This window comes from Dellaglioa sp. CoH-57-MRSF-19, from assembly GCF_056781975.1.
Genome location: NZ_JBXAXW010000004.1, coordinates 75,739 through 99,458, shown reverse-complemented (window position 1 = coordinate 99,458; position 23,720 = coordinate 75,739). Strand labels below are relative to the sequence as shown.

The 23,720-nt window shown below is 33.5% G+C and carries 23 protein-coding genes, 1 riboswitch and 2 other annotated features; of the genes, 21 read left to right on the top strand and 2 right to left on the bottom strand.

Going from position 1 to position 23,720, the window contains the following annotated elements:
* The first annotated feature begins 132 nt into the window (after nucleotides 1-132).
* The 16 genes from AC1RO3_RS05590 to thiT all read left to right on the top strand — a co-directional run bounded on the left by AC1RO3_RS05590 (nucleotide 133) and on the right by thiT (nucleotide 17,214).
* Nucleotides 133-1,284, top strand: a complete 1,152-nt coding sequence (locus AC1RO3_RS05590) for a cysteine desulfurase family protein (protein ID WP_481761666.1) — start codon at nucleotides 133-135, stop codon at nucleotides 1,282-1,284.
* A 15-nt stretch (nucleotides 1,285-1,299) separates the two neighbouring features.
* The gene (gene thiI / locus AC1RO3_RS05585; RefSeq protein WP_409022345.1) at nucleotides 1,300-2,517 is read left to right on the top strand and encodes a tRNA uracil 4-sulfurtransferase ThiI; all 1,218 of its coding nucleotides are present in this window, start codon (nucleotides 1,300-1,302) and stop codon (nucleotides 2,515-2,517) included.
* Between the two features lie 115 nt (nucleotides 2,518-2,632).
* A complete protein-coding gene (tpx, locus tag AC1RO3_RS05580) occupies nucleotides 2,633-3,121 on the top strand; it encodes a thiol peroxidase (RefSeq protein ID WP_481761667.1) in 489 nt (162 codons plus the stop codon).
* Between the two features lie 37 nt (nucleotides 3,122-3,158).
* Nucleotides 3,159-3,359 (top strand) — a binding site (T-box leader).
* A 69-nt stretch (nucleotides 3,360-3,428) separates the two neighbouring features.
* Nucleotides 3,429-6,074: a valine--tRNA ligase gene (locus tag AC1RO3_RS05575; RefSeq protein ID WP_481761668.1), complete on the top strand. Its 2,646-nt coding sequence runs from the start codon at nucleotides 3,429-3,431 to the stop codon at nucleotides 6,072-6,074.
* 75 nt (nucleotides 6,075-6,149) lie between these two features.
* The gene (locus AC1RO3_RS05570; RefSeq protein WP_481761669.1) at nucleotides 6,150-7,463 is read left to right on the top strand and encodes a bifunctional folylpolyglutamate synthase/dihydrofolate synthase; all 1,314 of its coding nucleotides are present in this window, start codon (nucleotides 6,150-6,152) and stop codon (nucleotides 7,461-7,463) included.
* 49 nt (nucleotides 7,464-7,512) lie between these two features.
* Nucleotides 7,513-8,193, top strand: a complete 681-nt coding sequence (gene radC, locus AC1RO3_RS05565; RefSeq protein ID WP_481761670.1) for a RadC family protein — start codon at nucleotides 7,513-7,515, stop codon at nucleotides 8,191-8,193.
* Nucleotides 8,194-8,400: 207 nt separating this feature from the next.
* Complete coding sequence (locus AC1RO3_RS05560; RefSeq protein WP_409022785.1) at nucleotides 8,401-9,405, top strand: rod shape-determining protein; 1,005 nt, start codon at nucleotides 8,401-8,403, stop codon at nucleotides 9,403-9,405.
* 101 nt (nucleotides 9,406-9,506) lie between these two features.
* Nucleotides 9,507-10,358 (top strand): rod shape-determining protein MreC, encoded by an 852-nt coding sequence (mreC, locus tag AC1RO3_RS05555; protein WP_481761671.1) that lies wholly within the window; start codon nucleotides 9,507-9,509, stop codon nucleotides 10,356-10,358.
* A gap of 13 nt (nucleotides 10,359-10,371) precedes the next feature.
* Nucleotides 10,372-10,893 (top strand): rod shape-determining protein MreD, encoded by a 522-nt coding sequence (gene mreD, locus AC1RO3_RS05550; RefSeq protein ID WP_409022351.1) that lies wholly within the window; start codon nucleotides 10,372-10,374, stop codon nucleotides 10,891-10,893.
* 19 nt (nucleotides 10,894-10,912) lie between these two features.
* On the top strand, nucleotides 10,913-11,584 hold the full coding sequence (locus AC1RO3_RS05545; RefSeq protein WP_409022352.1) for a septum site-determining protein MinC: 672 nt from the start codon (nucleotides 10,913-10,915) through the stop codon (nucleotides 11,582-11,584).
* 2 nt (nucleotides 11,585-11,586) lie between these two features.
* Nucleotides 11,587-12,390, top strand: a complete 804-nt coding sequence (gene minD, locus AC1RO3_RS05540) for a septum site-determining protein MinD (RefSeq protein WP_409022353.1) — start codon at nucleotides 11,587-11,589, stop codon at nucleotides 12,388-12,390.
* Nucleotides 12,391-12,434: 44 nt separating this feature from the next.
* Nucleotides 12,435-12,668 (top strand) — a binding site (T-box leader).
* 168 nt (nucleotides 12,669-12,836) lie between these two features.
* Nucleotides 12,837-13,493, top strand: coding sequence for an amino acid ABC transporter permease (locus AC1RO3_RS05535; protein WP_409022354.1), 657 nt, complete (start codon nucleotides 12,837-12,839; stop codon nucleotides 13,491-13,493).
* Between the two features lie 11 nt (nucleotides 13,494-13,504).
* A complete protein-coding gene (locus tag AC1RO3_RS05530) occupies nucleotides 13,505-14,143 on the top strand; it encodes an amino acid ABC transporter ATP-binding protein (RefSeq protein WP_409022355.1) in 639 nt (212 codons plus the stop codon).
* A gap of 10 nt (nucleotides 14,144-14,153) precedes the next feature.
* Nucleotides 14,154-14,993 carry an amino acid ABC transporter substrate-binding protein gene (locus tag AC1RO3_RS05525; protein WP_481761672.1) on the top strand — a complete coding sequence of 280 codons (840 nt, stop codon included), beginning with the start codon at nucleotides 14,154-14,156 and terminating at the stop codon, nucleotides 14,991-14,993.
* A gap of 15 nt (nucleotides 14,994-15,008) precedes the next feature.
* Nucleotides 15,009-16,457: a cardiolipin synthase gene (gene cls, locus AC1RO3_RS05520; RefSeq protein ID WP_481761673.1), complete on the top strand. Its 1,449-nt coding sequence runs from the start codon at nucleotides 15,009-15,011 to the stop codon at nucleotides 16,455-16,457.
* Between the two features lie 52 nt (nucleotides 16,458-16,509).
* Nucleotides 16,510-16,613, top strand: a riboswitch (TPP riboswitch).
* A 46-nt stretch (nucleotides 16,614-16,659) separates the two neighbouring features.
* The gene (gene thiT / locus AC1RO3_RS05515; protein WP_481761674.1) at nucleotides 16,660-17,214 is read left to right on the top strand and encodes an energy-coupled thiamine transporter ThiT; all 555 of its coding nucleotides are present in this window, start codon (nucleotides 16,660-16,662) and stop codon (nucleotides 17,212-17,214) included.
* Between the two features lie 97 nt (nucleotides 17,215-17,311).
* Here thiT and AC1RO3_RS05510 read toward each other — a convergent pair whose 3' ends face one another.
* Nucleotides 17,312-17,422, bottom strand: coding sequence for a DUF4044 domain-containing protein (locus AC1RO3_RS05510; protein WP_409022359.1), 111 nt, complete (start codon nucleotides 17,420-17,422; stop codon nucleotides 17,312-17,314).
* Nucleotides 17,423-17,485: 63 nt separating this feature from the next.
* Nucleotides 17,486-18,436 (bottom strand): magnesium transporter CorA family protein, encoded by a 951-nt coding sequence (locus AC1RO3_RS05505; protein ID WP_409022360.1) that lies wholly within the window; start codon nucleotides 18,434-18,436, stop codon nucleotides 17,486-17,488.
* Between the two features lie 199 nt (nucleotides 18,437-18,635).
* Between AC1RO3_RS05505 and asnB the strand changes: the two genes are divergently transcribed.
* The 5 genes from asnB (at nucleotide 18,636) to rsmH (ending at nucleotide 23,709) form a co-directional block, all read left to right on the top strand.
* Nucleotides 18,636-20,522: an asparagine synthase (glutamine-hydrolyzing) gene (gene asnB, locus AC1RO3_RS05500; protein WP_481761723.1), complete on the top strand. Its 1,887-nt coding sequence runs from the start codon at nucleotides 18,636-18,638 to the stop codon at nucleotides 20,520-20,522.
* Nucleotides 20,523-20,544: 22 nt separating this feature from the next.
* Complete coding sequence (dapG, locus tag AC1RO3_RS05495; protein WP_481761675.1) at nucleotides 20,545-21,744, top strand: aspartate kinase; 1,200 nt, start codon at nucleotides 20,545-20,547, stop codon at nucleotides 21,742-21,744.
* A gap of 12 nt (nucleotides 21,745-21,756) precedes the next feature.
* Nucleotides 21,757-22,125, top strand: a complete 369-nt coding sequence (locus tag AC1RO3_RS05490; RefSeq protein WP_409022362.1) for a DUF3397 family protein — start codon at nucleotides 21,757-21,759, stop codon at nucleotides 22,123-22,125.
* A gap of 174 nt (nucleotides 22,126-22,299) precedes the next feature.
* Nucleotides 22,300-22,731, top strand: coding sequence for a division/cell wall cluster transcriptional repressor MraZ (mraZ, locus tag AC1RO3_RS05485; protein WP_481761676.1), 432 nt, complete (start codon nucleotides 22,300-22,302; stop codon nucleotides 22,729-22,731).
* A gap of 27 nt (nucleotides 22,732-22,758) precedes the next feature.
* Nucleotides 22,759-23,709: a 16S rRNA (cytosine(1402)-N(4))-methyltransferase RsmH gene (gene rsmH, locus AC1RO3_RS05480; RefSeq protein ID WP_481761677.1), complete on the top strand. Its 951-nt coding sequence runs from the start codon at nucleotides 22,759-22,761 to the stop codon at nucleotides 23,707-23,709.
* The last annotated feature ends 11 nt before the right edge of the window (nucleotides 23,710-23,720 follow it).

The window sequence follows — 23,720 nt, the reverse complement described above, 5'->3', positions numbered from 1 at the left end:
GACTAGGGCATTAATTTGTTCAGTCGCCACTTTTATATTCTATAAAGAAACACCAGGGATGAATAAAAAGTGTCAATCTGGTACGAAGTATATTATAATGAGAAAAGTATTTTTCAGAAAAGAAGGTAACTAATGATTTATTTTGATAATAGCGCAACAACAAAAATAACGCCCGAAGTTTTAGATACATATAATAAAGTTAGTGACCAAGTATGGGGTAATCCATCTAGCCTAAATAACTTAGGTGAGATAGCTCATAATTTATTAGAGCAGTCACGCCAACAGATCGCAAGCTTATTAAATGTATTTGAAGATGAAATATTATTTACTGGAAGTGGAACTGAAGGTGACAATTGGGTAATTAAAGGAACGGCTATGGCAAAAATGAACCATGGTAAGCACTTAATTACGACAACCGTTGAGCATCCTGCTGTTATGAATACAATGGCTCAGCTGGAACAGCTTGGTTTTGAGGTTACCTATTTGCCAGTTGATGATGAGGGGCGAATTAGTATTGATGATTTAAAGGCTGCTTTGAGATCTGATACTATTTTAGTTTCAGTTATGGCAGTTAATAATGAAATTGGAACCATTCAGCCTTTAGTTGAAATTGGGGACGTACTAAAAGATTATCCAACAGTTCATTTTCATGTGGATGCTGTTCAAGCCATTGGTAAAGGTGTGCAAGAAGCTTTTATGAGTGACAGAGTAGATTTTGTAACGTTCTCTGGGCATAAATTTCATGCGCCACGTGGAGTAGGGTTTATTTACAGTAAAAGAGGTCGTCACATTGAACCACTTCTTACAGGTGGTGGACAAGAACATAACTTACGTAGCGGAACTGAAAATGTACCTGCAATTGCTAGCATGGCAAGAGCATTGCGATTATTATTAACAGATGAAACTAAGATGGTGATGAAACAAAAAGCTGTTAAAGAATTAGTTTTCAACCATATTAGTAAGTTTGATAAGATTACAACTTTTTCAAAATTACAATCAAATTTTGCGCCACATATATTGTGTTTTGCAATTGAGGGTGTTCGTGGCGAATCAATTGTTCATGCATTTGAAAGTGAAGGAATATATATTTCAACTACAAGTGCTTGTTCATCAAAGAAAAATCAAGCATCTGGCACATTATTAGCAATGAATGTGCCAGAACCGCTTGCTAAATCAGCCGTTCGAATCAGTTTTGATGGAAATAATACGCTAGAAGAAGCAAAAGAATTTAATCGTATTTTTGATATTTTGTATCATAAATTTGAAAAAATTAATTCTAAATAATGAGAGGATGTCGACATGCAATATACAGAGATAATGGTTCGTTATGGCGAACTATCAACAAAAGGAAAAAATAAGAGGAACTTTATTGATCGCCTAGGAACAAACGTTCGAAATAGTTTACATGGTTTTGATGATTTAGTTGTTAAAGCAAATCGTGATCGGATGCACATTAATTTAAACGGTGACGACAGCGAATTAGTTATGCAACGTTTATCACAGGTTTTTGGGATTCAAAATTTTTCACCTGCAATTCGCGTTGAACAAGATATGGATTTAGTTAAAGAAACAGCTGTAGCAATGATTAGTGAGCAATTTGTTGAAGGGACAACATTTAAAGTTAACACACGTCGTTCTGATCATGATTTTGAATTAGATACTAATGAGTTGAATGACGAACTAGGTGGCTGGATTTTAGATCACGTGCCTGGCATTACTGTTAAAATGAAACAGCCTGATATTATTTTACGTGTTGAAGTTCGTTCAAATGGGATTTTCTTATCTTCTGAAACGCGTCAGGGTGCTGGTGGTTTACCCGTTGGTACTGCTGGTAAAGGGATGTTAATGTTATCAGGTGGAATTGATTCGCCTGTTGCAGGGTACCTTGGTATGAAACGTGGTGTTTCAATGGAGATGGTTCATTTCTTCAGTCCACCATATACAAGTGAACAAGCTTTAGCTAAGGCTAAAGAACTAACAGTTAAATTGACACCTTATGTTGGAACGATTCAATTTATTGAAGTTCCTTTTACTGAGATTCAAGAGCAAATTAAACATGATGTACCAGAACCATATTTAATGACCATAACACGTCGTTTCATGTTACGTTTAACTGAAAAAATTGCCGAATTACGTGGTGGATTAGCAATCTTTAATGGAGAATCATTAGGCCAAGTTGCTTCTCAAACACTTGAAAGCATGGTTGCAATTAATGACGTTACAACAATGCCAATTATTCGACCAGTCGTTTCAATGGATAAAAATGAAATTATTGATGTTGCTAAAAAAATTGATACATTTGAACTTTCAATTAAACCATTTGAAGATTGTTGTACAATTTTTGCCCCACCAGCACCTAAAACAAAGCCTCGTTTAGACCGTTCAAGGGAATTTGAAGCTCGTTTGGATATCGATGGCTTAATGGAACGTGCATTGGCAGGTGTCAAGGTTAGCAAGATTCGTGTTGGCGAAGAATATTTAAATGAAAATAGTGAATTATTCGCAGAATTACTATAGTAGCACTTTAAAAGATTAGACAAATCGGTCTAATCTTTTTTTGTCCAATCAAATAAGTCGCTTCTTAAACAGTAATTGAGTAAGATAGAGATAAATAAAGAAAGGGTGGTCAATTATGAAAGTAACTCGTCATGGTAGTGAAATGGATACAGTTGGGGAAGCACCAAAAGTAGGGGAAGTTTTTCCTACAGTTAATGCGTACGATGAAAATGATCAAGTTGTAACATTACCTAAAAGTACAGGTAAAAAATTAGTATTAAGTGTTGTTCCAAGTATTACGACAAGTGTTTGCAGTATAGAAACAAAACGTTTTAATATGGAAGCAGATAATTTTAGAGATATCGAATTTATTACCGTATCTGATGATTCAAAAGAAGATCAAAAAAATTGGTGTGCCGCTGAGGGTGTAAACAATTTACAATTGCTTCATGCAGATAAGGGGAATTTTGCGAAAGTTACTGGATTAGATGTTCCGGAATTTGGTCATATGGCTCGAATGGTTTTCATTTTAGATGAAACTGGACATGTTATTTATGAAGAACTGGTTACGGAAATCTCAAATGAGCCAGACTACGCTAAACTACTTGAAGAATTAAAAAAATAAAATATTGACGATTTTCAGAATAAACGCTAAAATGTGACTACAGACAAAGAATGAGAACACCAGTCATTTCAGAGATAAAATGCTAGGCTGAAACATTTTAATTAGACATTATGGTGGTAGCTCAGGAGTCGTTATTCTGAAATTAAGTAGGAATAACCGGACATTATTGTTCGTTAAAAAGTAATTAAGAGGGGTTAAAACCCAATTTAGGTGGTACCACGGCACTGTCGTCCTAAAACAGAAATGTTTTTTGATGACGGTGTTTTTTTATGCCTAAAATAAAATTGATAGATGAAAAGGAGAACTCATGACAAAAGAAGTTGAATTATCAACAAAATATGATCCAAGTCAGGTTGAACCTGGCCGTTATGAAGAATGGTTGAAAAAAGATTTATTTAAACCTAATGCTAATCCAGAAGCAAAACCTTATTCAATCGTTATTCCACCGCCTAATGTTACTGGTAAATTACATTTAGGCCATGCTTGGGATACAACATTACAAGATATTTTAATTAGACAAAAAAGAATGCAAGGCTTTGATACGCTTTGGTTACCAGGAATGGACCATGCTGGAATTGCAACACAAGCAAAGGTTGAAGCTAAACTAGCTGAACAAGGTGTGACGCGTTATGATTTAGGCCGTGAGAAATTTGTACAACAAGTTTGGGATTGGAAAGATGAATACGCTGATGTTATTCATAAGCAATGGGCTAAAATGGGATTATCACTCGATTATAGTCGTGAACGTTTCACATTAGATGACGGCTTGTCAGATGCCGTAAAAAAAGTCTTTGTTAATTTATATAATAAAGGATTAATCTATCGTGGCGAATACATTATTAATTGGGATCCTAAAGCAAGAACCGCTTTATCAGATATTGAAGTCATTCATCAAGATGATGAAGGTGCTTTTTATCATGTTAAATATCCATTCGCTGATGGTTCTGGATTTATTGAAATAGCGACAACACGTCCAGAAACGATGATGGGCGATGTCGCTGTTGCTGTTCACCCTGATGATGATCGTTACAAAGATATTGTTGGTAAAAAAGTCATTCTACCACTTGTTAACAAAGAAATTCCTATTATTACAGATCATTATGTTGATATGGCATTTGGGACAGGGATGGTTAAAATAACACCTGCTCATGATCCTAATGACTTTGAAGTAGGTAATCGCCATGACTTACCTCGTATTAATACAATGAATGAAGATGCAACAATGAACGAAAATGCTGGTAAATATGTTGGCATGGACCGTTTTGAAGCACGTAAAGCAATTGTTAAAGATCTTGAAGCTGAGGACTTAATGATTAAGATTGATCCAATTACACATAGTGTTGGTCATTCTGAAAGAACTGGCGTTCAAGTTGAGGCCCGTTTATCAACACAATGGTTTGTTAAAATGAAACCACTCGCAGAAGAAGCTTTGAAATTCCAACAAGGGGATGACAAAGTTGGATTCGTCCCAGAACGATTTGAAAATACATTTACACAGTGGATGGAAAATGTTCATGATTGGGTTATTTCACGTCAATTATGGTGGGGACATCAAATCCCAGCTTGGTATCATAAAGAAACTGGCGAAATGTACGTTGGTGAGGTTGCACCAACTGATATCGAAAATTGGGAACAAGATAATGATGTCTTAGATACGTGGTTTTCAAGTGCTTTATGGCCATTTTCAACAATGGGTTGGCCAAATACTGATGCACCTGATTTTAAACGTTATTTCCCAACTAATACGCTTGTCACAGGATATGATATTATCTTCTTCTGGGTATCACGAATGATTTTCCAAAGCTTAGAATTTACAGATGAACGTCCATTTGAACACGTTTTGATTCATGGATTAATTCGTGATGAGAATGGCCGTAAAATGAGTAAATCACTTGGTAATGGGATTGATCCAATGGACGTTATTCAAAAGTATGGAGCAGATGCACTTCGTTGGTTCCTATCTAATGGATCTGCACCAGGACAAGATGTTCGTTTTAGTTACACTAAAATGGATGCTTCTTGGAACTTTATTAATAAAATTTGGAATGCTAGTCGATTTGTTATTATGAATTTAGATGGTGTGGATAAAATTGAATTACCAGCTAAATCAGAATGGCAGCTTGCTGACAAATGGATATTAAGCCGATTAAATACAACTGTTTCTGAAGTTACACGCTTATTTGATGTCTTTGAATTTGGTGAAGCTGGTCGTGCTCTATACAATTTCATCTGGAATGACTTCTGTGATTGGTATATTGAAATGAGTAAAGAAAATCTTAATGGTGAAGATCTGACAGTTAAGCAAAATACACAACAAATTTTGGCTTATGTTTTAGATCAAACATTGAAATTGCTTCATCCAATTATTCCATTTGTAACTGAAGAACTTTGGTTAACAATGCCTCATGAAGGGGAATCAATTGTTGTTGCAGATTACCCAGTGGTTCATCCAGAATTTGAAGATGAACAATCAGTTATTGATATGAACAATTTAATTGAATTAATTCGTGCTGTTAGAAATAATCGTGCAGAAGTAAATGCACCTATGTCCAGTGCAGTTGATTTATTGATTAAAACAACTGATGAAAAAACAAAGATTATTTTTGAAGACAATCAAGAATTTATTCAACGATTCTGTCATCCTAAGGAACTTCAAATCAGTTCAAATGTTGTTGCTCCTAAGCTAGCAATGACGTCTGTAATTACGGGAGCAGAGATTTATATGCCACTTGCTGAACTAATTGATTTGAATGACGAAATTGTTCGTTTGGAAAAAGAAGTTAAAAAACTTGATGTTGAAGTTGTGCGTGGAACTAAAAAATTAGGCAATGAAAAGTTTGTTGCTAGTGCACCTGAGGCAGTAGTTACAAAAGAAAAAGAAAAATTAGCAGATTACCAAATTAAATTAACAGCAACTAAGGAAAGAATTTCTGATTTAAAAGCAGAAGTTTAATCTAACAAAATAGACTTATTTCGGGTACAATATACCTGAGATAAGTCTATTTTTTTTAGAAAGCGGGACGGAAAATTGATCACAACTTACGAAGAGGCACTCAATTTTATTCATGGGCGAACAAAATTTAAAAAAAGTCCATCTTTGAATAGAATGCGAGCATTTATGGAACGCTTAGATAACCCACAAGGTAATATCGCGATGATTCATGTTGCTGGAACGAATGGAAAGGGCTCAACAGTTGCATTTTTACGTGAATTATTAATTGCACAAGGGTTGAATGTAGGAACTTATACTTCACCATTCATTGTTAAATTTAATGAACGTATTTCCTTAAATGGACAGATGATTGATGATACCGCCCTTTTACATTTAGTAAATGTCGTGAAACCAGTTGTTGATCGAATGGATATTGAACTAGCCGATTTTGAGGGGGGACCAACTGAATTCGAAATTATTACTGCAATGATGTTTGTATACTTTGGCAGCATAAATCCTGTAGATATTGTAGTTGTTGAAACGGGCTTAGGCGGGAAGTATGATTCAACTAATATTATTGATCCAATTATTTCAGTTATTACAACAATTGGTCTAGATCATATGAAAATATTAGGTAATACAATTGAAAAGATAGCGCAACAAAAAGCAGGTATCATTAAACGTAATCGGCCTATTATCGTTGGTAGAGTAACTGATGAAGTCTTTAGCGTGATTAATAATGAGGCTAAATTAAAAAATAGTCCTATTTTTCGATTAGGAGTGGATTTTAATGCTAAATCTGAGGGAACAAAATCATCATGGGAAGAAATTTTAACGTATACGTCGAATAAATTGAATATTAAACAACTTTCTGTGCCATTATTAGGTGAATTTCAAGATGAAAATGCAGCAACAGCAATTGCTACTTTTGAGAAGGTTGCTGAAATTCAGGGATGGGCCATTAGTCCTAAATCAATTAGGCAAGGTATTTCAGAGACACGATGGCCAGGACGTTTTGAAAAAGTAAATGATGAACCGTTAGTTATTTTAGACGGTGCGCACAATAGCGCAGCAGTGGATCGGATTACGCAGTTGCTTAAAACGCATTTTCAAGATAAAGAAATCACAATTATTTTTGCAGTACTAGCGGATAAGCAAGGCAAACAAATGCTGGAAAAATTAGCTGCAGTTCCTCATGTACGAGTTATACTAACTCAATTTTCAGGGCCACGTCTAGTAAGCAAAATAGATGATTTCAACGTTAATAAGTTTGATAATGTCTCCATTCAAGAAAGTTGGAAAGAGGCATTAGTTCAAAGTGTTGGCGAAATGTCTTCTGATGATTTATTACTTGTGACAGGATCGTTGTACTTTATTTCGGAGGTTCGTAGTTATTTTGTATCAGAATAATTTAAATAAGTGAATTTCTCGTATTTAATAAAAAATAGGAGGAATCACCATGTCACTTATTTCTAGTTGCTCAAATGAATATCTACTGGAACAAATCCAAAAGTATCAATGTGATAATTTATCAGATAAAGAGCTTTTGACGGTTGTTTTTAGTTTATTATTAACGAACCCTAATGATGTTGGAAAGTGTGTTAATAATTTTTCTTCACGTTACCAATCTTTAAGCCAACTAAAAAAATGTTGTTTAAAAGATTATCAGTTATTGATGGATGGGAATAATCAGTCTACAGCATTACAATTACAAGCTATTGTTACACTGGGAACACGAATCAACAGTGAACCTCATTTTATTTGTGGACAAATCTGTTCAAGTCATGATGCTGGGGTTAGAATGGTTGCTGAGTTAGGTGGATTAAACCAAGAGTTTTTAATTGGATTATTCTTGGATACAAAAAATCAAATTGTAAAACAAGAGACATTGTTCATTGGAACTTTGAATTCAGCAACGGTCCATCCAAGAGATATTTTTGCAGTTGCATTAAAATATGGTGCAGCTAAAATTATATTGGTCCATAATCATCCGAGTGGGCATGTGACACCATCTAAGAATGATATTATTTTCTCTAAAAGAGTTGAAAAATGTGGTATTCTTATGGGAATTGAGCTGTTAGATCATATTATTTCGGGTAATACTAAATATCTTAGTATGAAAGAAGAGGGCGTCCTTTGATTATCAAGGGTGCTCTCTTGTTCTATGAAATTAGATATGATAAACTTAATAAGATTATGGATTCAAAATTAATTACCTTATAATAATTTAAGATAAACTTAATAAAAATTAGTAAATATTGAATGAAATCTCACTTTTGATTATGATATAATGTAAATACTACGAATAAAAGCGCCTAGAAGGCTGACGATGAAGGGAAGAAAGACTGTGTTTGGATTTGGAACAAAGAATATAGGAATTGATTTAGGAACAGCTAATACAATCGTGTATGTTGAGGGAAAAGGTATTGTTTTACGTGAACCTTCAGTCGTCGCTAAAAATGTTAAAACTGATGAAATTGTTTCTGTTGGAGAAGATGCTCGTGCAATGATCGGTCGTACACCAAGTAGCATTGTGGCTATTCGCCCAATGAAAGACGGTGTAATTGCTGATTATGACACAACAGTTGCTATGATGAAATATTACATTCAAAAAGCTTTAGGTAAATCTGCAGGTAAACCTTATGTAATGGTATGTGTTCCTAGTGGCGTTACAGAAGTTGAAAAACGTGCCGTTATTGATGCAACTCGTGTTGCCGGTGCGCGTGACGCCTACGTTATTGAAGAACCATTTGCTGCAGCAGTCGGCGCTGGATTACCAGTGATGGATCCAACGGGTAATATGGTTGTTGATATCGGTGGTGGAACAACAGATGTTGCTACAATTTCATTAGGTGGTATTGTTTCAAGCCGTTCTATCAGAATGGCTGGCGATAAATTGGATGAATCAATTGTGTCATATATTCGTCAAAACTTTAATTTATTGATTGGTGAAAGAACAGCTGAACAATTAAAAATGGACGTTGCATCTGCATCAGTTAAAGATGCTGCATCAATTGAAGATACAACTATCAGAGGACGTGATTTGATTACGGGTCTTCCTAAAACAGTTACTGTAAAAGCAACTGATATTGCAGTTGCTATTCAAGAATCTATTGCTGAAATCATTACTGCTATTAAGGAAACATTGGAAGAAACTTCTCCAGAAATTGCTGCTGATGTGATTGACCATGGTATTGTATTAACAGGTGGTGGTGCATTATTAAAAAACCTATCAGAAGTTATTTCTGAAGTTACAAAAGTGCCTGTTTTTATTGCTAATGAACCACTCGACTGTGTTGCAATTGGTACAGGTGAATCATTAAAAAGTATCGACGTCATGAAGAAAAGATAGATTTTAAAAATCACATAAGCTAAAAATGAAGAGGTTGGTGGTTTATTTATCCAGCCTCTTAATTTTTTAGTTAATTATAAGGTAAGTGGAGGATAGCGAACATGCAGAAATTTTTTTCAAATAGAAGACTAATCATCATTTTAATAGCCATTATTGTGAGTTTTAGTTTAATTTCATTTTCAGTTTCCGTTAGAAATAAAAAATCAACACCACCGCTCATTCAAGAATTTGGTAATGATGTTGTTGGTCTATTTGATAGAGCAGTTAGTTATCCTGCAAATGGCTTAAAAAGTTCAGTTATTGGTATTTCTGATCTTTTAAATACATATCAAGAAAATCAAAAATTAAAAAAACAAGTTGATAAATTAGCACAAGTTCAAGTGGAATCAGACACTGTTAAAAATGAGAATAAACAGCTGAAAAAGGAATTAAAATTGGACAGTACATTGACTGATTATACTTCAATTAATGCATCTGTTTTAACGCGATTACCTTCTGGTTGGCTAAATCAACTTGTGATAAGTAAAGGTAGTGCGTCTGGTGTTAAAAAGAACGCACCAGTGATGGCTGGTTCTGGATTGATTGGTCGTGTTATAGAAGTTAATAAAACAAATAGTAAAGTTGAATTAATATCGACTACTAATGATTCTGCTAATAGATTTGCAGTTCAAGTAAATAATTCAAACGATGATATTATTAATGGTTTAATTACTGACTATGATAAAACAGATAATTTATTAATTATGGGTCAAATTACTTCTAAGAAAGCCTTGAAAAAAGGTGATTCTGTTGTCACATCTGGTCTTGGAGGCACAACACCAAAGGGTTTAAATGTTGGTGTTGTGTCTAAAGTTGAGCAAGGTGATTATGGACTTGCTTCTAAAATTTATATCAAACCTGCAGTTGATTTGAGTGACCTAACGGTTGTAACAGTTGCTCAGACGTTGGATTAGAAGGTGAGATTAGATGAGAAATAAAAATAGACAGTATATTTTTCCGTTAGGACTTATTATTTCCTTTTTTTTGGATGGTACAATACAATTTGTTTTTATGGAACAGTTACAATCACAAACGACTATCATGGTTAGTCACCTGTTGTTGTTATGGTTGATAATGGGTATCTTTTACTCAGATAATAAGCATCTTGAATTATGGGCGTTTGGTGTTGGTCTAGCATTTGATAGTTATTATGCCGGTATTTTGGGTATTTATATGATTTTGTTACCATTAATTGTTTATTTAACTAAAATAGCATATCAATATTTCGAACCATCTTTTATTGTGATATTACTCATTTATTTTATTGATTTGGCAGTTTTAGAAGTTTCGTATTATGCAGTCAATGAGATGATTGGATTTGCTAATGAATCTGTAACAACATTCGTTAGTACTTCGTTTGGACCAACTTTAGCTTTTAATCTGGTGGTATTTATTATTTTGTACTATCCAATATCAAAATTAATGAATTTAAGTAACCGATATAATTAAAATTCAGGGGTGAACGTAGATGCAAGGTGTTATTTTAAAAGGTTATAAAGATGGTTATGAAATTATTCTTAAACAGGATTTCGGATTTGATAAAATTTTGGTTGAACTTAGAGAATTATTTAATAATTTAAGTGCTGAAAAAAAGAATGCTGATGAAACGGTTATTTCGTTTGATATTAAAACAGAAAATCGATTGTTTTCAGCAGATGAAAAGCAAAAAATCGAAAAAATTATTTCTGAATACCGTAATTTTAAAGTACACAAAATCGAATCTGAAGTAATGACCATAGAAGATGCTAATATTTTAAAAGAAAATGACAACGTTCATTTATGCTATCTAACAATTCGAAGTGGACAAATAGTTGATTTAAAAGGTGATATTTTATTTTTAGGTAAATTACATCAGGGTGGTCAATTACGAGCTGCTGGTAATATTTTTGTTATGGGTGAAGTTCAAGGTGTCATTCATGCTGGATTTAACAATAATACAGATAGCATTATTGTGGGCGATGTTTCAGCTGCTTCACAAGTACGAATTGGTGAATTAGTTGATATTATAGATGATGAAAAAGTAACAAACAGTCAAGATACTGTAATCTATGTTAATGATTTACATATTATAGATTATGGCAATCGAGATGAATTAAAGTCACTTCGACCAAAATTATTTAATCATGCTGGAGGATATTAAAGATGGGAAAAGCAATTGTTGTAACATCTGGTAAAGGTGGTGTTGGTAAAACAACATCATCTGCAAATATTGGAACTGCATTAGCACTTCTTGAAAAAAAGGTTGTTCTAATGGATTTAGATATTGGTTTGCGTAATTTAGACGTTGTTTTAGGTCTTGATAACCGTATCTTATTTGATATTGTAGACGTAGCTGAGGGTCGTGCACGGTTACACCAAGCACTCATTAAAGATAAGAGATTTAACGAATATTTATACTTATTACCTGCTGCACAAAATACTGATAAATCAGCATTAGTTCCTGAACAAGTAAAAGCAATTGTTGATGAATTAAAAGAAGAGTTTGACTATGTTATTATTGATTGCCCAGCTGGAATTGAGCAAGGTTTTATGAATGCTATTGCTGGTGCAGATATGGCTATTATTGTAACAACGCCTGAAATTTCTGCGGTTCGTGATGCAGATCGCGTGGTAGGTTTATTAGAGCAAAATCCATTATTACAACAACCAAAATTAATTATTAATCGTATCCGTCGTCAAATGATGGAAGATGGTCAAGCAATGGATGTTGATGAGATTACACGTCATTTGTCTATTGATTTATTAGGAATTATTGTTGATGACGATGCTGTTATTAGTACATCAAATCATGGTGAACCAATTGTTTTAGATTCTAAAAATCCAGCTGGATTAGGTTATCGTAATGTAGCACGTCGACTACTAGGGGAAACAGTGCCCTTGATGACAATAAAACAGCCTCAAAAAGGTTTTTGGAAAAAAATGGGTTCATGGTTTAAGAAAGACTAATTCTTGACAATGTTAATGACAGTATGCTAAATTATTATCAATTAAGAAAAACGTTGAACAGAAGATTAAGGCTTAAACAAACTTTTAAAGAGAGTATCGATTGCTGAAAAGATACAGTTCTTAAGTCTGAAACACATCTGCGAGTTGATTTCCTAAACTAGTTAATTAGGGAAGTCCGGGATAAGCCCGTTATAGCTGTAGTTTAATAAACTCGTTAAGATTAAATTTGTGAGAATTTAATGATGTTTGAGGTGGTACCGCGATTCGTCGCCCTCTATAGTCAATAATGACTATAGAGTTTTTTTATACTCATTTTTATTAATCTACATAAGTTATTTTTCGTGAGAAAAATATGAATTTGAGGTGGCACCACGGCTATCGTCCTCTTGAGTCAATTTGATTTGGCTTGAGAGGATTTTTTTATTTAACTAAAGGGAGATAATGTAATGACTTATATATTAGAAATTTTGCCATCATTAATAGATGGTGCTAAATTAACGTTAGAAATATTTTTTTGGACGATCATTGGATCGATTCCACTTGGTTTAATTGTCGGATTAGGATTAATTTCAAAAATAAAACCAATTAAGTATTTTTTGAATTTTTATGTTTGGTTAATGCGAGGAACACCACTGCTACTACAATTAATTTTTGTGTTTTATGGACTACCAACACTACAACAGTTCCATATTCATATTGTATTCGGTCGATACGATGCGGCATTATTTGCATTTATTTTGAATTATGGTGCGTATTTTGCTGAAATATTTAGGGGTGGATTGCAATCGATTCCTAAAGGTCAATATGAAAGTGCAAAGGTATTGCGTCTATCATATTGGCAAACTATTAGGACAATTATTATTCCACAAGTGTTCAAGATCGTTTTACCTTCAATTGGAAATGAAATTATTAATTTAGTTAAAGATTCAAGTTTAGTATATGTTATTGGGTTAGGCGATTTATTAAGAGCCGGTAACGTAGCGACGAGTCGTGATGTAACACTCGTCCCACTATTGATGGTTGGGGCAATCTATCTGTTATTAACAGCTATATTTACACTTGTCTTGAAGAAAATTGAAAAACATTATAGTTATTACAAATAAGGAGTAATTCTATGCTAGAGTTAAAAAATATTAAAAAGTATTATGGAAAACGATTAATTTTAGATGATATTAATTTAACAGTTAATGATGGTGAAATTGTTAGTATTGTTGGTCCATCTGGTGGTGGAAAAACGACTTTATTGAGATGTATTAGTGGGTTAGAATCAATTGATTCTGGAGATATTCTAATTGATGCCTCACCATTTGATCCATATCGTAATAATACGAACGAAAGTGTTATTGGGGTAGTATTCCAGGAATTTCAATTATTCCCTCATCTTTCAGTGTTAGATAATATAACGTTAGCTCCAAAATTAGTTTTAAATCGTAATAAAGTCCAGGCCGAGGAAGAAGCACAAAAATTATTAGATCGCTTATCTCTCGGAAATAAAGGGCATTTATATCCTTACCAACTTTCAGGTGGGCAGAAACAACGAGTTGCAATTGCACGTGCATTAGCGATGAATCCTAAAATCTTGTGTTATGATGAACCAACTTCAGCACTTGATCCAGCACTACGCCAGGAAGTAGAGAATTTAATATTATCGTTGAAAGTAGACGGAATGACTCAAATAATAGTGACACATGATGTACCATTTGCTGAAAATATTGCGGATAAATTATTAAAAGTTAAGCCGCTAGAAGATTAGAGGATAATAAATGAATCAATTAGAAAAAAAAATTGTTTTTACAATATTATTTATGATGATGTTTATAGGATTAGCTGGCTGTAGCAATAGTAGCCAATCAATGAATTCGGTTGATAGTTGGAAATCAATTCAAAAAAAGGGTACCGTTGTTATCGGAATTGATGATAGTTTTGTGCCAATGACATTCAGACAAAAAGATGGTAGTTTAGTAGGATATGATGTTGATTTAGCAAAAAAAGTTTTTGAAAAATATGATATTCAAGTTGATTTCCAAACAATTGATTGGTCTATGAAAGAAACGGAATTAAAAAATGGGACAATTGATTTAATCTGGAATGGGTATACAAAAACAACTGCACGTGCTAAGAATGTTGCTTTCAGTCGTACATATTTAACGAACAAGCAAGTATTAGTAACAAAAAAATCAAGTGAAATTAATTCTTTTTCTGATATGAAACAAAAAATTTTAGGTGTTCAAAGTGGTTCAGCTGGATTTGATAGCTTAAATTTGCATCCAGATATTTTAAAAGATAATATTAAAGATAAAGAACCTGTTCAATATGATTCATTTGATAATGCTTTTATCGATTTAAATGCAGATAGAATTCAAGGACTTTTAATTGATGATGTCTATGCGAACTACTTTATTAAGCATCAGTCGAATTCAAATGCATATAACGTGATAAATGGTAATTTTAAAACTGAAGATTTTGCGGTAGGTATGCGAAAATCTGATACAACAATGCAATTAAAAATTAATAGGGCAATAACAGAGTTGCAAAACAAAGGTTATCTAAAAGAATTAAATCAAAAATGGTTTGGTGAAAATAATAATATTCAAAATAATTAATTTTGGAGGGACTATATGACATATGTAAATATTGGTGTGCTACTTGTTTTTTTATTGAACTTGTTAGCGGCAATTGTGACCGTCTTTAGAGAAAAACGTGATATTGCTGCAACATGGGCATGGCTTCTTGTCTTGATAGGTATACCTATTTTTGGATTTTTAATTTATCTTTTTTTTGGTAAGAAAATTTCAAAAGAAAAAATATTTGATATTAAAACACAGGGTCGTATGGGTGTTGACCAATTAGTAGATCAACAAAAAGAAGAATGGGCCAGAGGAGAATTAACAACAAGCGGTAAATATACTGATGATGTAAACGAAATCATGCATATGTTTTTAGAAATAGAGAAATCTATTTTAACTAAGAAGAATGAGGTTCAGTTATTTATTGATGGGCATGATAAGTTTAAGACGTTATTTCAAGACATTCGTAAAGCTAAACACCATATCCATGTTGAGTATTATGCATTCGAAGATGGGCATATTGGAAATGAACTATTGACGTTACTTGAAATGAAAGCAAATGAAGGTCTTGAAGTTAGAATCATCTATGATGCATTGGGATCAAAGGGAACTACTAAAAAATTCTTCAAACATCTTGAGGAATTGGGCGGTAAAGCAGAAGCCTTTCTGGGTTCACATTTTTCATTTTCAAATCTTCGTTTGAACTTTAGAGATCATAGAAAGATTGTCGTTATTGATGGTAAAATCGGTTACATCGGTGGATTCAATGTCGGTGATCAGTATCTAGGTGAAAGTGAGAAATTTGGTAACTGGCGAGATACACATATTCGCGTATTTGGAAACGCTGTCGGATCACTACAAAGTAGGTTCATTATGGATTGGAATGCAACTGCGAGAAATAATCAGATTAATTACCAGTCAAGTTATTTTCCACAAACTGTTACAAAAGGTAAAGTTAACATGCAAATTGTTTCTAGTGGACCTGATTCAGAAATTGAACAAATAAAAAAAGGTTATATTAAGTTAATTAATTCAGCTAAAAAATATATTTATATTCAAACACCTTATTTAATTCCAGATGATTCTGTTATAGAAGCGTTAGATATTGCGGTATCTTCAGGCGTTCAGGTTAGAATTATGATTCCTTGTATGCCAGATCATGCCTTTGTTTATCGTGCTACACAGTATTATGCGAAAGATCTAACGAATATTGGTGTAGAAATTTATCAATACAACAATGGATTTTTACACGCTAAAACAGTTGTAATTGATGAAATGGTTGCATCCGTTGGTTCAGCTAATTTTGATTTTAGAAGTTTTAAGTTAAACTTTGAAGCGAATGCATTTATTTATGATGTAGGTGTGGCAAGCACACTTAAAACAATTTTTGAAACTGATATGGAACAAAGTAGTCTTTTAACGAAAAGGTATTTTAATGATCAATCACATTGGTTGAAATTTAAGCAACAGTTTTCAAGACTTCTTTCACCGATATTATAGGAATGGAAACGCTTGACGTTTTTCAGGATGTATGCGATATTATTAATCGGAGACCAACACAAAGGGGAGCCGATTAATTTTGGCTGAGAGTGAAGAAATTCAGACCCTTGGAACCTGTTTGTTAATGCAAACGTAGGAATTGTGTGTAGAAGATTAACACCTTCTTTGTGCTTGGTTTACTAAGTCAAAGGAGGTTTTTTTGTTGGAAAGAAAAAAATTATTGATATTACTAGAAGGGGTCGTTATGGCCGCTTTAGCAATGGCGCTATCATTTGTTCCTAATCCGCCAAATATTGATATTGCACTAGGTGTGTTACCTATTGTGGTATACAGTTTACGACGCGGATTAAAAATGGGATTAATTATTGGGTTACTATATGGTATATTACCTATTTTAATTGGAACTGCGTTTGTATTAACGCCGGTTCAGGCTATCTTAGAGTATCCAGTTGCTAATTTGGTACTAGGATTTTCTGGGTTATTCTCTGCTCGTTTTTTAAGTCAGTTGCGTACTAAAAATATGCGTGGTGCCATACAATCACTGACTTTTGCGATTTTAATAGCTGTATTTCTAAAATACAGTGCTCATTTTATGGCTGGTATCATTTTTTGGTCAAAATATGTTCAATGGGGGCTTTCTCCAGTTGTGTACTCAGCAGTTGTCAATGGTGGGAGTATGATTATTAACATGATTATTGCTACCTTGATACTTAGTATCATACTTAAAAAAAGTCCAGGAATCTTCCTAGCTAAATAGAATAGACAGAAAAAGACGGATATAATAATCCGCCTTTTTTTATAAAAAAGGTTCCTAGCTAATTAAGCTGGGAACCTTTAAAATTTTTATTTTTAAATTAAGCGATTGACATAACTGCGGTTAAAACGACACCACCGACTGTTACAAGAATCATTAACCACACGACAAACATTGTGATTTTTTGGAATGTAGATTTCTTTTTCTTCATGTTTTACCCACCCTCTCAAATCTAATAGTGTAACTATAACTTTTTTATAAGTAAAATGTCAACTTAAAAGTAGTCATTTTTCTTTAAATAATAAGCAGTTAATAAACAAATTATTAACGTGATTAATTGTAACCACCAGAATGAAAAATGAGTGTCTGCACCAGGAAGGGATACGTTCATGCCGAACATACCGCCAACGATTGTTGGTATCGTTAAAATAATCGTCATCGACGTTAAGACCTTCATGATAATATTTAAATTGTTTGAAATAACTGATGAAACCATTTCACCATAATTCTCTAATATTTTAGTTTGAATGCTTGTCATTGTTTCGGCTTGTTGGTTCTCGATTAAAACATCTGTGAGTAAATCATCAGTTGCCTTTTGTTTGAAATGCTCATTTGAGTCAACCATAGATTGAAGTACTGGATTATTTTTCTTTAAAGCAGCATCAAAATAAACTAAACTTTTTTGCATTGACATCATTTGATAATATTGCTCATTTTTAGTTGCTTTAGCAAGTGATTTTTCTAAATTTTCGGTTTCTTGAATGATAGATTTTAACGCAACGACAAAACTTTGTGATAGATACCAAAGTAATTTCAAAGTGAATTGATCCGATGTTATCGTTTTAATTTGATGAATTGGACTATCCGCGATAAATTTACTGATAAAATCTGGTTCACTATTTGAGACTGTAATTATTGCATCATCTGCTAAGATAATTGAAAAAGGAAACGTTTGGTATTCTAAGTAGCCTAGCGAGTTTCTAATGCGATGAGGGTACTGCATTAAGACTAAGTCAGGAACAATATTTTGAGACAATCCTTCAGTTCTTGAATTTTCTTGATCATCTGAAATAGCGGTCATATAGTCTCGTGGTATAGCATACTTTTTAATAAGTTCATTTATTTCTATTTCAGAAGGATTTGTAACGTTAATCCAACATGATTTACTGTATTCTTTTATTTTTTGAATTGTACCTAACTCAGTTGATGTATAATATTCTATCAATATCAAAGTCCCCTTTATTCGAATAACATAATACATAGTATACCAAATTTTTTAAGCTTTCGTTAATTCAGACATCTAGTTGTTAAGATTAGTTCAAATACGCTATAATAGTAAACATAACTGTAACCTAAATTGAAATATATGGTAGAATCATCTATAATATAAGACATTGATTTTTATGAAAATGAGGGATGAAAATATGTGTGGATTTGCAGGTGTATTGAGCGACAGACAAAAAAATACCAATGATGATTACGATAAAATTGTTCATAATATGACAAAAATGATTGTTCACCGTGGTCCTGATGATTCAGGTTATTTTAGTGATGATGATATAACAATGGGATTTAGAAGATTAAGTATTATTGATTTAGAAGGCGGACACCAACCACTTTCATATGAAAATGAACGTTACTGGTTAACTTTCAACGGTGAAATCTATAATTATATTGAACTACGTGAAGCATTAGTTGCTGATGGTTATGAATTTAAAACAGATTCTGATTCAGAAGTCATTTTAGGTATGTATGCTAAGTACGGTGCAGAAGCTGTTAAGCAATTCCGCGGAATGTTTGGATTTGTTATCTGGGATACGCAAGAAAAAACACTTTTTGCTGCCCGTGATCAATTTGGGATTAAACCATTTTATTACGCTATAGCAGATGACAATTTTTATTATGGTTCGGAAAGTAAAGCTATTTATAAAGTTTTAAAAAATAAGACATTTGATAAAGATGCACTTCAAGATTATATGACATTCCAATTTGTACCAGAACCAGAAACGTTAACTAAAGAAATTGATATGTTACAACCTGGACATTATTTAACGAAAAAATTAGGCGAGAAGCCAGTCATTACACGATATTTTTCTGCCGAATTTCATCCAGTAGTTCGTCCAGAAGAGACATATATTAAACGTATTAAAGACGTCTTAATTGATTCAGTTGATAAGCATATGCGTGCCGATGTACCAGTTGGTTCATTCTTATCTGGTGGAATTGATTCGTCTATTATTGTTGCTATTGCTAAAGAATTAAATCCAAAATTAGAAACAATTTCAGTTGGATTTGAACGTGAAGGCTATAGTGAAATAGATGTTGCGCAAGAAACCGCAGAAAAATTAAATGTCGCTAATTTTAGTTCTGTTATTACGGCTGAAGCATTTATGAAGGCTTTTCCACATTTTATTTGGAATATGGATGATCCCTTGGCTGATCCGGCTGCTGTGCCTCAATATTTCCTTGCTAAAGAGGCCAGAAAACGTGTTAAAGTTGCATTGACGGGTGAAGGTGCTGATGAACTATTTGGTGGTTACACTATTTATCATGAACCTGAATCATTAAAAGGATTTAAATACACTAAACCAATTAATGGTGCGTTGAATAAAATTGCTCAAATGATGCCTAAAGGGATGCGTGGACAAAGTTTCCTTCTTCGAGGCACGACACCAATGGAGGATCGTTACGTTGGTAATGCTTTTATTTTTAATGAAAAAGAAAAAGAAGCATTCTTTAAAGACTATAATAAAAATCATCCATTCCAAAGTATTACTGGCCAATATTATAATGCATCAAAAGATTACAATAAAATAGATCAAATGCAATTTATTGATATGCATACATGGTTAAATGGAGATTTATTGCATAATGCCGATCGTACAACAATGGCACACAGCATAGAATTGAGAACACCATTTTTGGATAAAGAAGTTTTTGCAGTTGCTTCTGAAGTGCCTGCAGATTTGAGAATTGCACATGGAACAACCAAGTATGCTTTACGCAAAGCTGCTGAAGGTATCGTTCCTGACCATGTTTTAAATCGTAAAAAATTAGGTTTCCCTGTGCCTATTCGTTTTTGGTTAAAAGACGAAATGTATGACTGGGCTAAACAAATTATTAATGATTCTCAAACAGATGAATTTTTTAACAAACAATATTTCATAGATTTATTGGATGAACATCGTGCTGGTGTTAGAGATAACTCCAGAAAAATATGGACTGTCTTAACATTTATGGTATGGCATCGTATTTACATTGAAAGTGACATATTAGAAGATAGTAAAACAGTAACAGAAAAAGCTAAATAATAAATAGTGGGAGTTCAAAATAATGACAATTATGGTTCAGAAGTTTGGTGGCACATCGGTTCAAGACGATGAGTCGAGACGAGCAGCTTTAAAACACGTAAAATATTCAGTTGATAAAGGGTATCAAGTCGTTGTCGTTGTTTCAGCAATTGGGCGTAAAGGTGCACCTTATGCAACTGATTCATTATTAGGACTTGTCGATGGAGAGCAATCATTACTTTCTAATAGAGAACTTGATATGATTGTTTCTGTTGGTGAAACTATTTCTGCCGCAGTTTTTTCTGAATTATTGAATAAGGAAGGCATTAAAGCTGCTGCTTTAACAGGGCAGGATGCTGGAGTTGAAACAACTGATGAATTTCAGAATGCTAAAGTAATTAACATTAATACTGATTTAATTGATGAGGCATTTAAAGATGCTGATGTTTTAGTTGTGACTGGGTTCCAAGGTGCTACAAGTAAAGGTCAAACGACGACTATTGGGCGTGGTGGAAGTGATACGACAGCTGCATTACTTGGAGCAGCATTAGATGCTGAACGTGTCGATATTTTTACTGACGTGTCAGGGATGATGACTGCCGATCCTAGATTAGTTACAAAGGCAAAATTTCTAGAAACAGTCAGTTATGAAGAAGTTGCAAATATGGCTCATGAAGGTGCGAAAGTTATCCATCCTCGTGCAGTGGAAATTGCGCAACAAGCCCATGTTCCAGTTCGGATTCGCTCAACTTGGCAAAGTCCTGAAGAGATGGGAACCCTTGTGACCGACCGAAACTTAGGTGTAAAGCATTATCGTAGTGTAACTGGTATTGCTCATGTGACTGGACTCAGTCAATTTACAATTAAAACAGTTAATCATGCTCCAAAAGATGTTTTTAATTTGATGTCCAATAATAATTTGAGCGTTGATTTTATTAATATCTCACCTGGCAAAGTCCTCTTTAATTTGTTCAATGATGATGAAAAAAAAGCTAAACAACTTTTAGTAGATGCTGGAATTGATGTCTCAGTGCTTCCAAACTGTGCGAAAGTTTCAATTGTGGGAGCGGGGATGACTGGAACACCAGGTGTTACGGCCAAAATTGTAACAGCACTAGCTGAGAAGGATATTAATATTCTTCAAACAACTGATAGTTATACGACAATTTGGATTTTAGTTCAACAGGACGATTTAAAAACTGCTGTTAATGCATTACATGATGTCTTTTTAAGCAGTATCTAAAAGGGGTAATTTATGAAACTTTTACCATTTTTTGGAACTTGGTATGGGTCGATAATTTTAATATTTGGATATATTCTAATTTTAACTTTACTTAAACGTATTTTACGTAAAAATTGGCCTAAACGGTTGCAAATCATTGATTTTTTACCACCATTACTTCTTTTATTGACACATATTTTATCAGTACGAGAGTTTAATTTATCGATTACACCATTTATAATATTTTCTTGGTGCTTAATTGGTATTGCTAGTGCGCTTATGTATGCGTATCGAGATGGAGAATTAATTTATGCAAAATTTTTCAAGACCATTTGGAAAATTACTGATATTTATATGCTTGGATGGTACCTCTTAATGCTTCTCTTTTTAGTACTATTTTAAGGATATCGTCCTACATTTTTAATTATAAGTAATGTAAAAAACACTTAATCTAAAAAGGATTGAGTGTTTTTTTGTATATTATCATTTAAAATCATAATATTGGGGAATTCAGTGGTGGAATGTGGGGCATTGTGGTAAAATTTAAATAGTTACTATGAAGGGGGGCTGTACACAATGTTTATGGGCGAATTTAAACACACTTTAGATACTAAAGGTAGATTAATTATTCCAGCTAAATTTCGTGAGGAATTAGGTGAGAAATTTGTTATTACTCGAGGTATGGATGGTTGTTTATTCGGATATACACAAACAGAGTGGACACTCCTAGAAGAAAAGCTTAAAACACTCCCTTTAACAAAAAAAGATTCACGGGCTTTTGTAAGATTTTTATATTCTGCAGCTACAGAATGTGAATTTGATAAACAAGGCCGTATTAATATTCCAGTTCCTTTAAGAACACATGCTGATTTAGAAAAAAAATGTGTGCTAGTAGGTGTTTCAAACAGATTCGAAGTATGGAGTGAAGATCGATGGAATAGTTTTTCAGAGAGTGCATCAGAAAATTTTGATGAAATTGCAGAAAATATGATTGATTTTGGATTTTAAATAACACGTATGAAAGGGGATAAAACTATGACGACATTTGAACATGAAACAGTACTACTAAATGAAGCAGTAGATGGGTTGGCTATTAAACCAGATGGTATATATGTTGATTGTACTTTGGGTGGCGGTGGACATAGTGCCCTAATCCTGTCTCAACTAAGTACGGAGGGACATTTATATGCTTTTGACCAAGATCAAACAGCGATTACTTATAATGAAGGGCATTTAAAAAAATACATAGAAAATGGACAAGTTACGTTTATTAAACGCAATTTTAAAGATTTAAAAGCCGCGTTACTGGAACTTAATGTCACGGAAGTAGATGGTGTACTCTATGACTTAGGTGTATCATCCCCACAATTTGATGTCGCAGAACGAGGCTTCAGTTATCAGCACGATGCGCCGTTAGATATGAGGATGGATTTAAGTGCAGAATTAACAGCTAAAGAGATTGTTAATAATTGGACATATCAAGAACTTATTAGAATCTTTTTTAGATATGGTGAAGAAAAATTTGCAAAGTCAATTGCTCGTCAGATTGAAAATGCTAGAGAAAATGAAGAAATTGTTACAACTAGTCAATTAGTTGAATTAATTAAAATGGGTATTCCGGCTCGTGCAAGACGAACAGGTGGGCACCCTGCTAAAAAAGTTTTTCAAGCTATTCGAATTGCGGTTAATGATGAATTGGGTGTTTTAGAAGATTCATTAGAGCAAGCAATTGATTTAATTAATGTTAAGGGGCAAGTTAGCGTTATTACATTTCAGTCATTAGAAGATAGATTGGTCAAAACGATGTTTAAGGAACGAACAAGTTTACCAGAGTTACCACCGGGTTTACCTGTAATTCCAGATAATATTCAGCCAAATTATGCACTAGTTAATAAAAAGCCAATTTTACCATCAGAATTAGAATTACAGAATAATAGGCGTGCACATTCAGCAAAATTGAGAATTATAAAACGATTGAAAAAATAATATTTTATAAT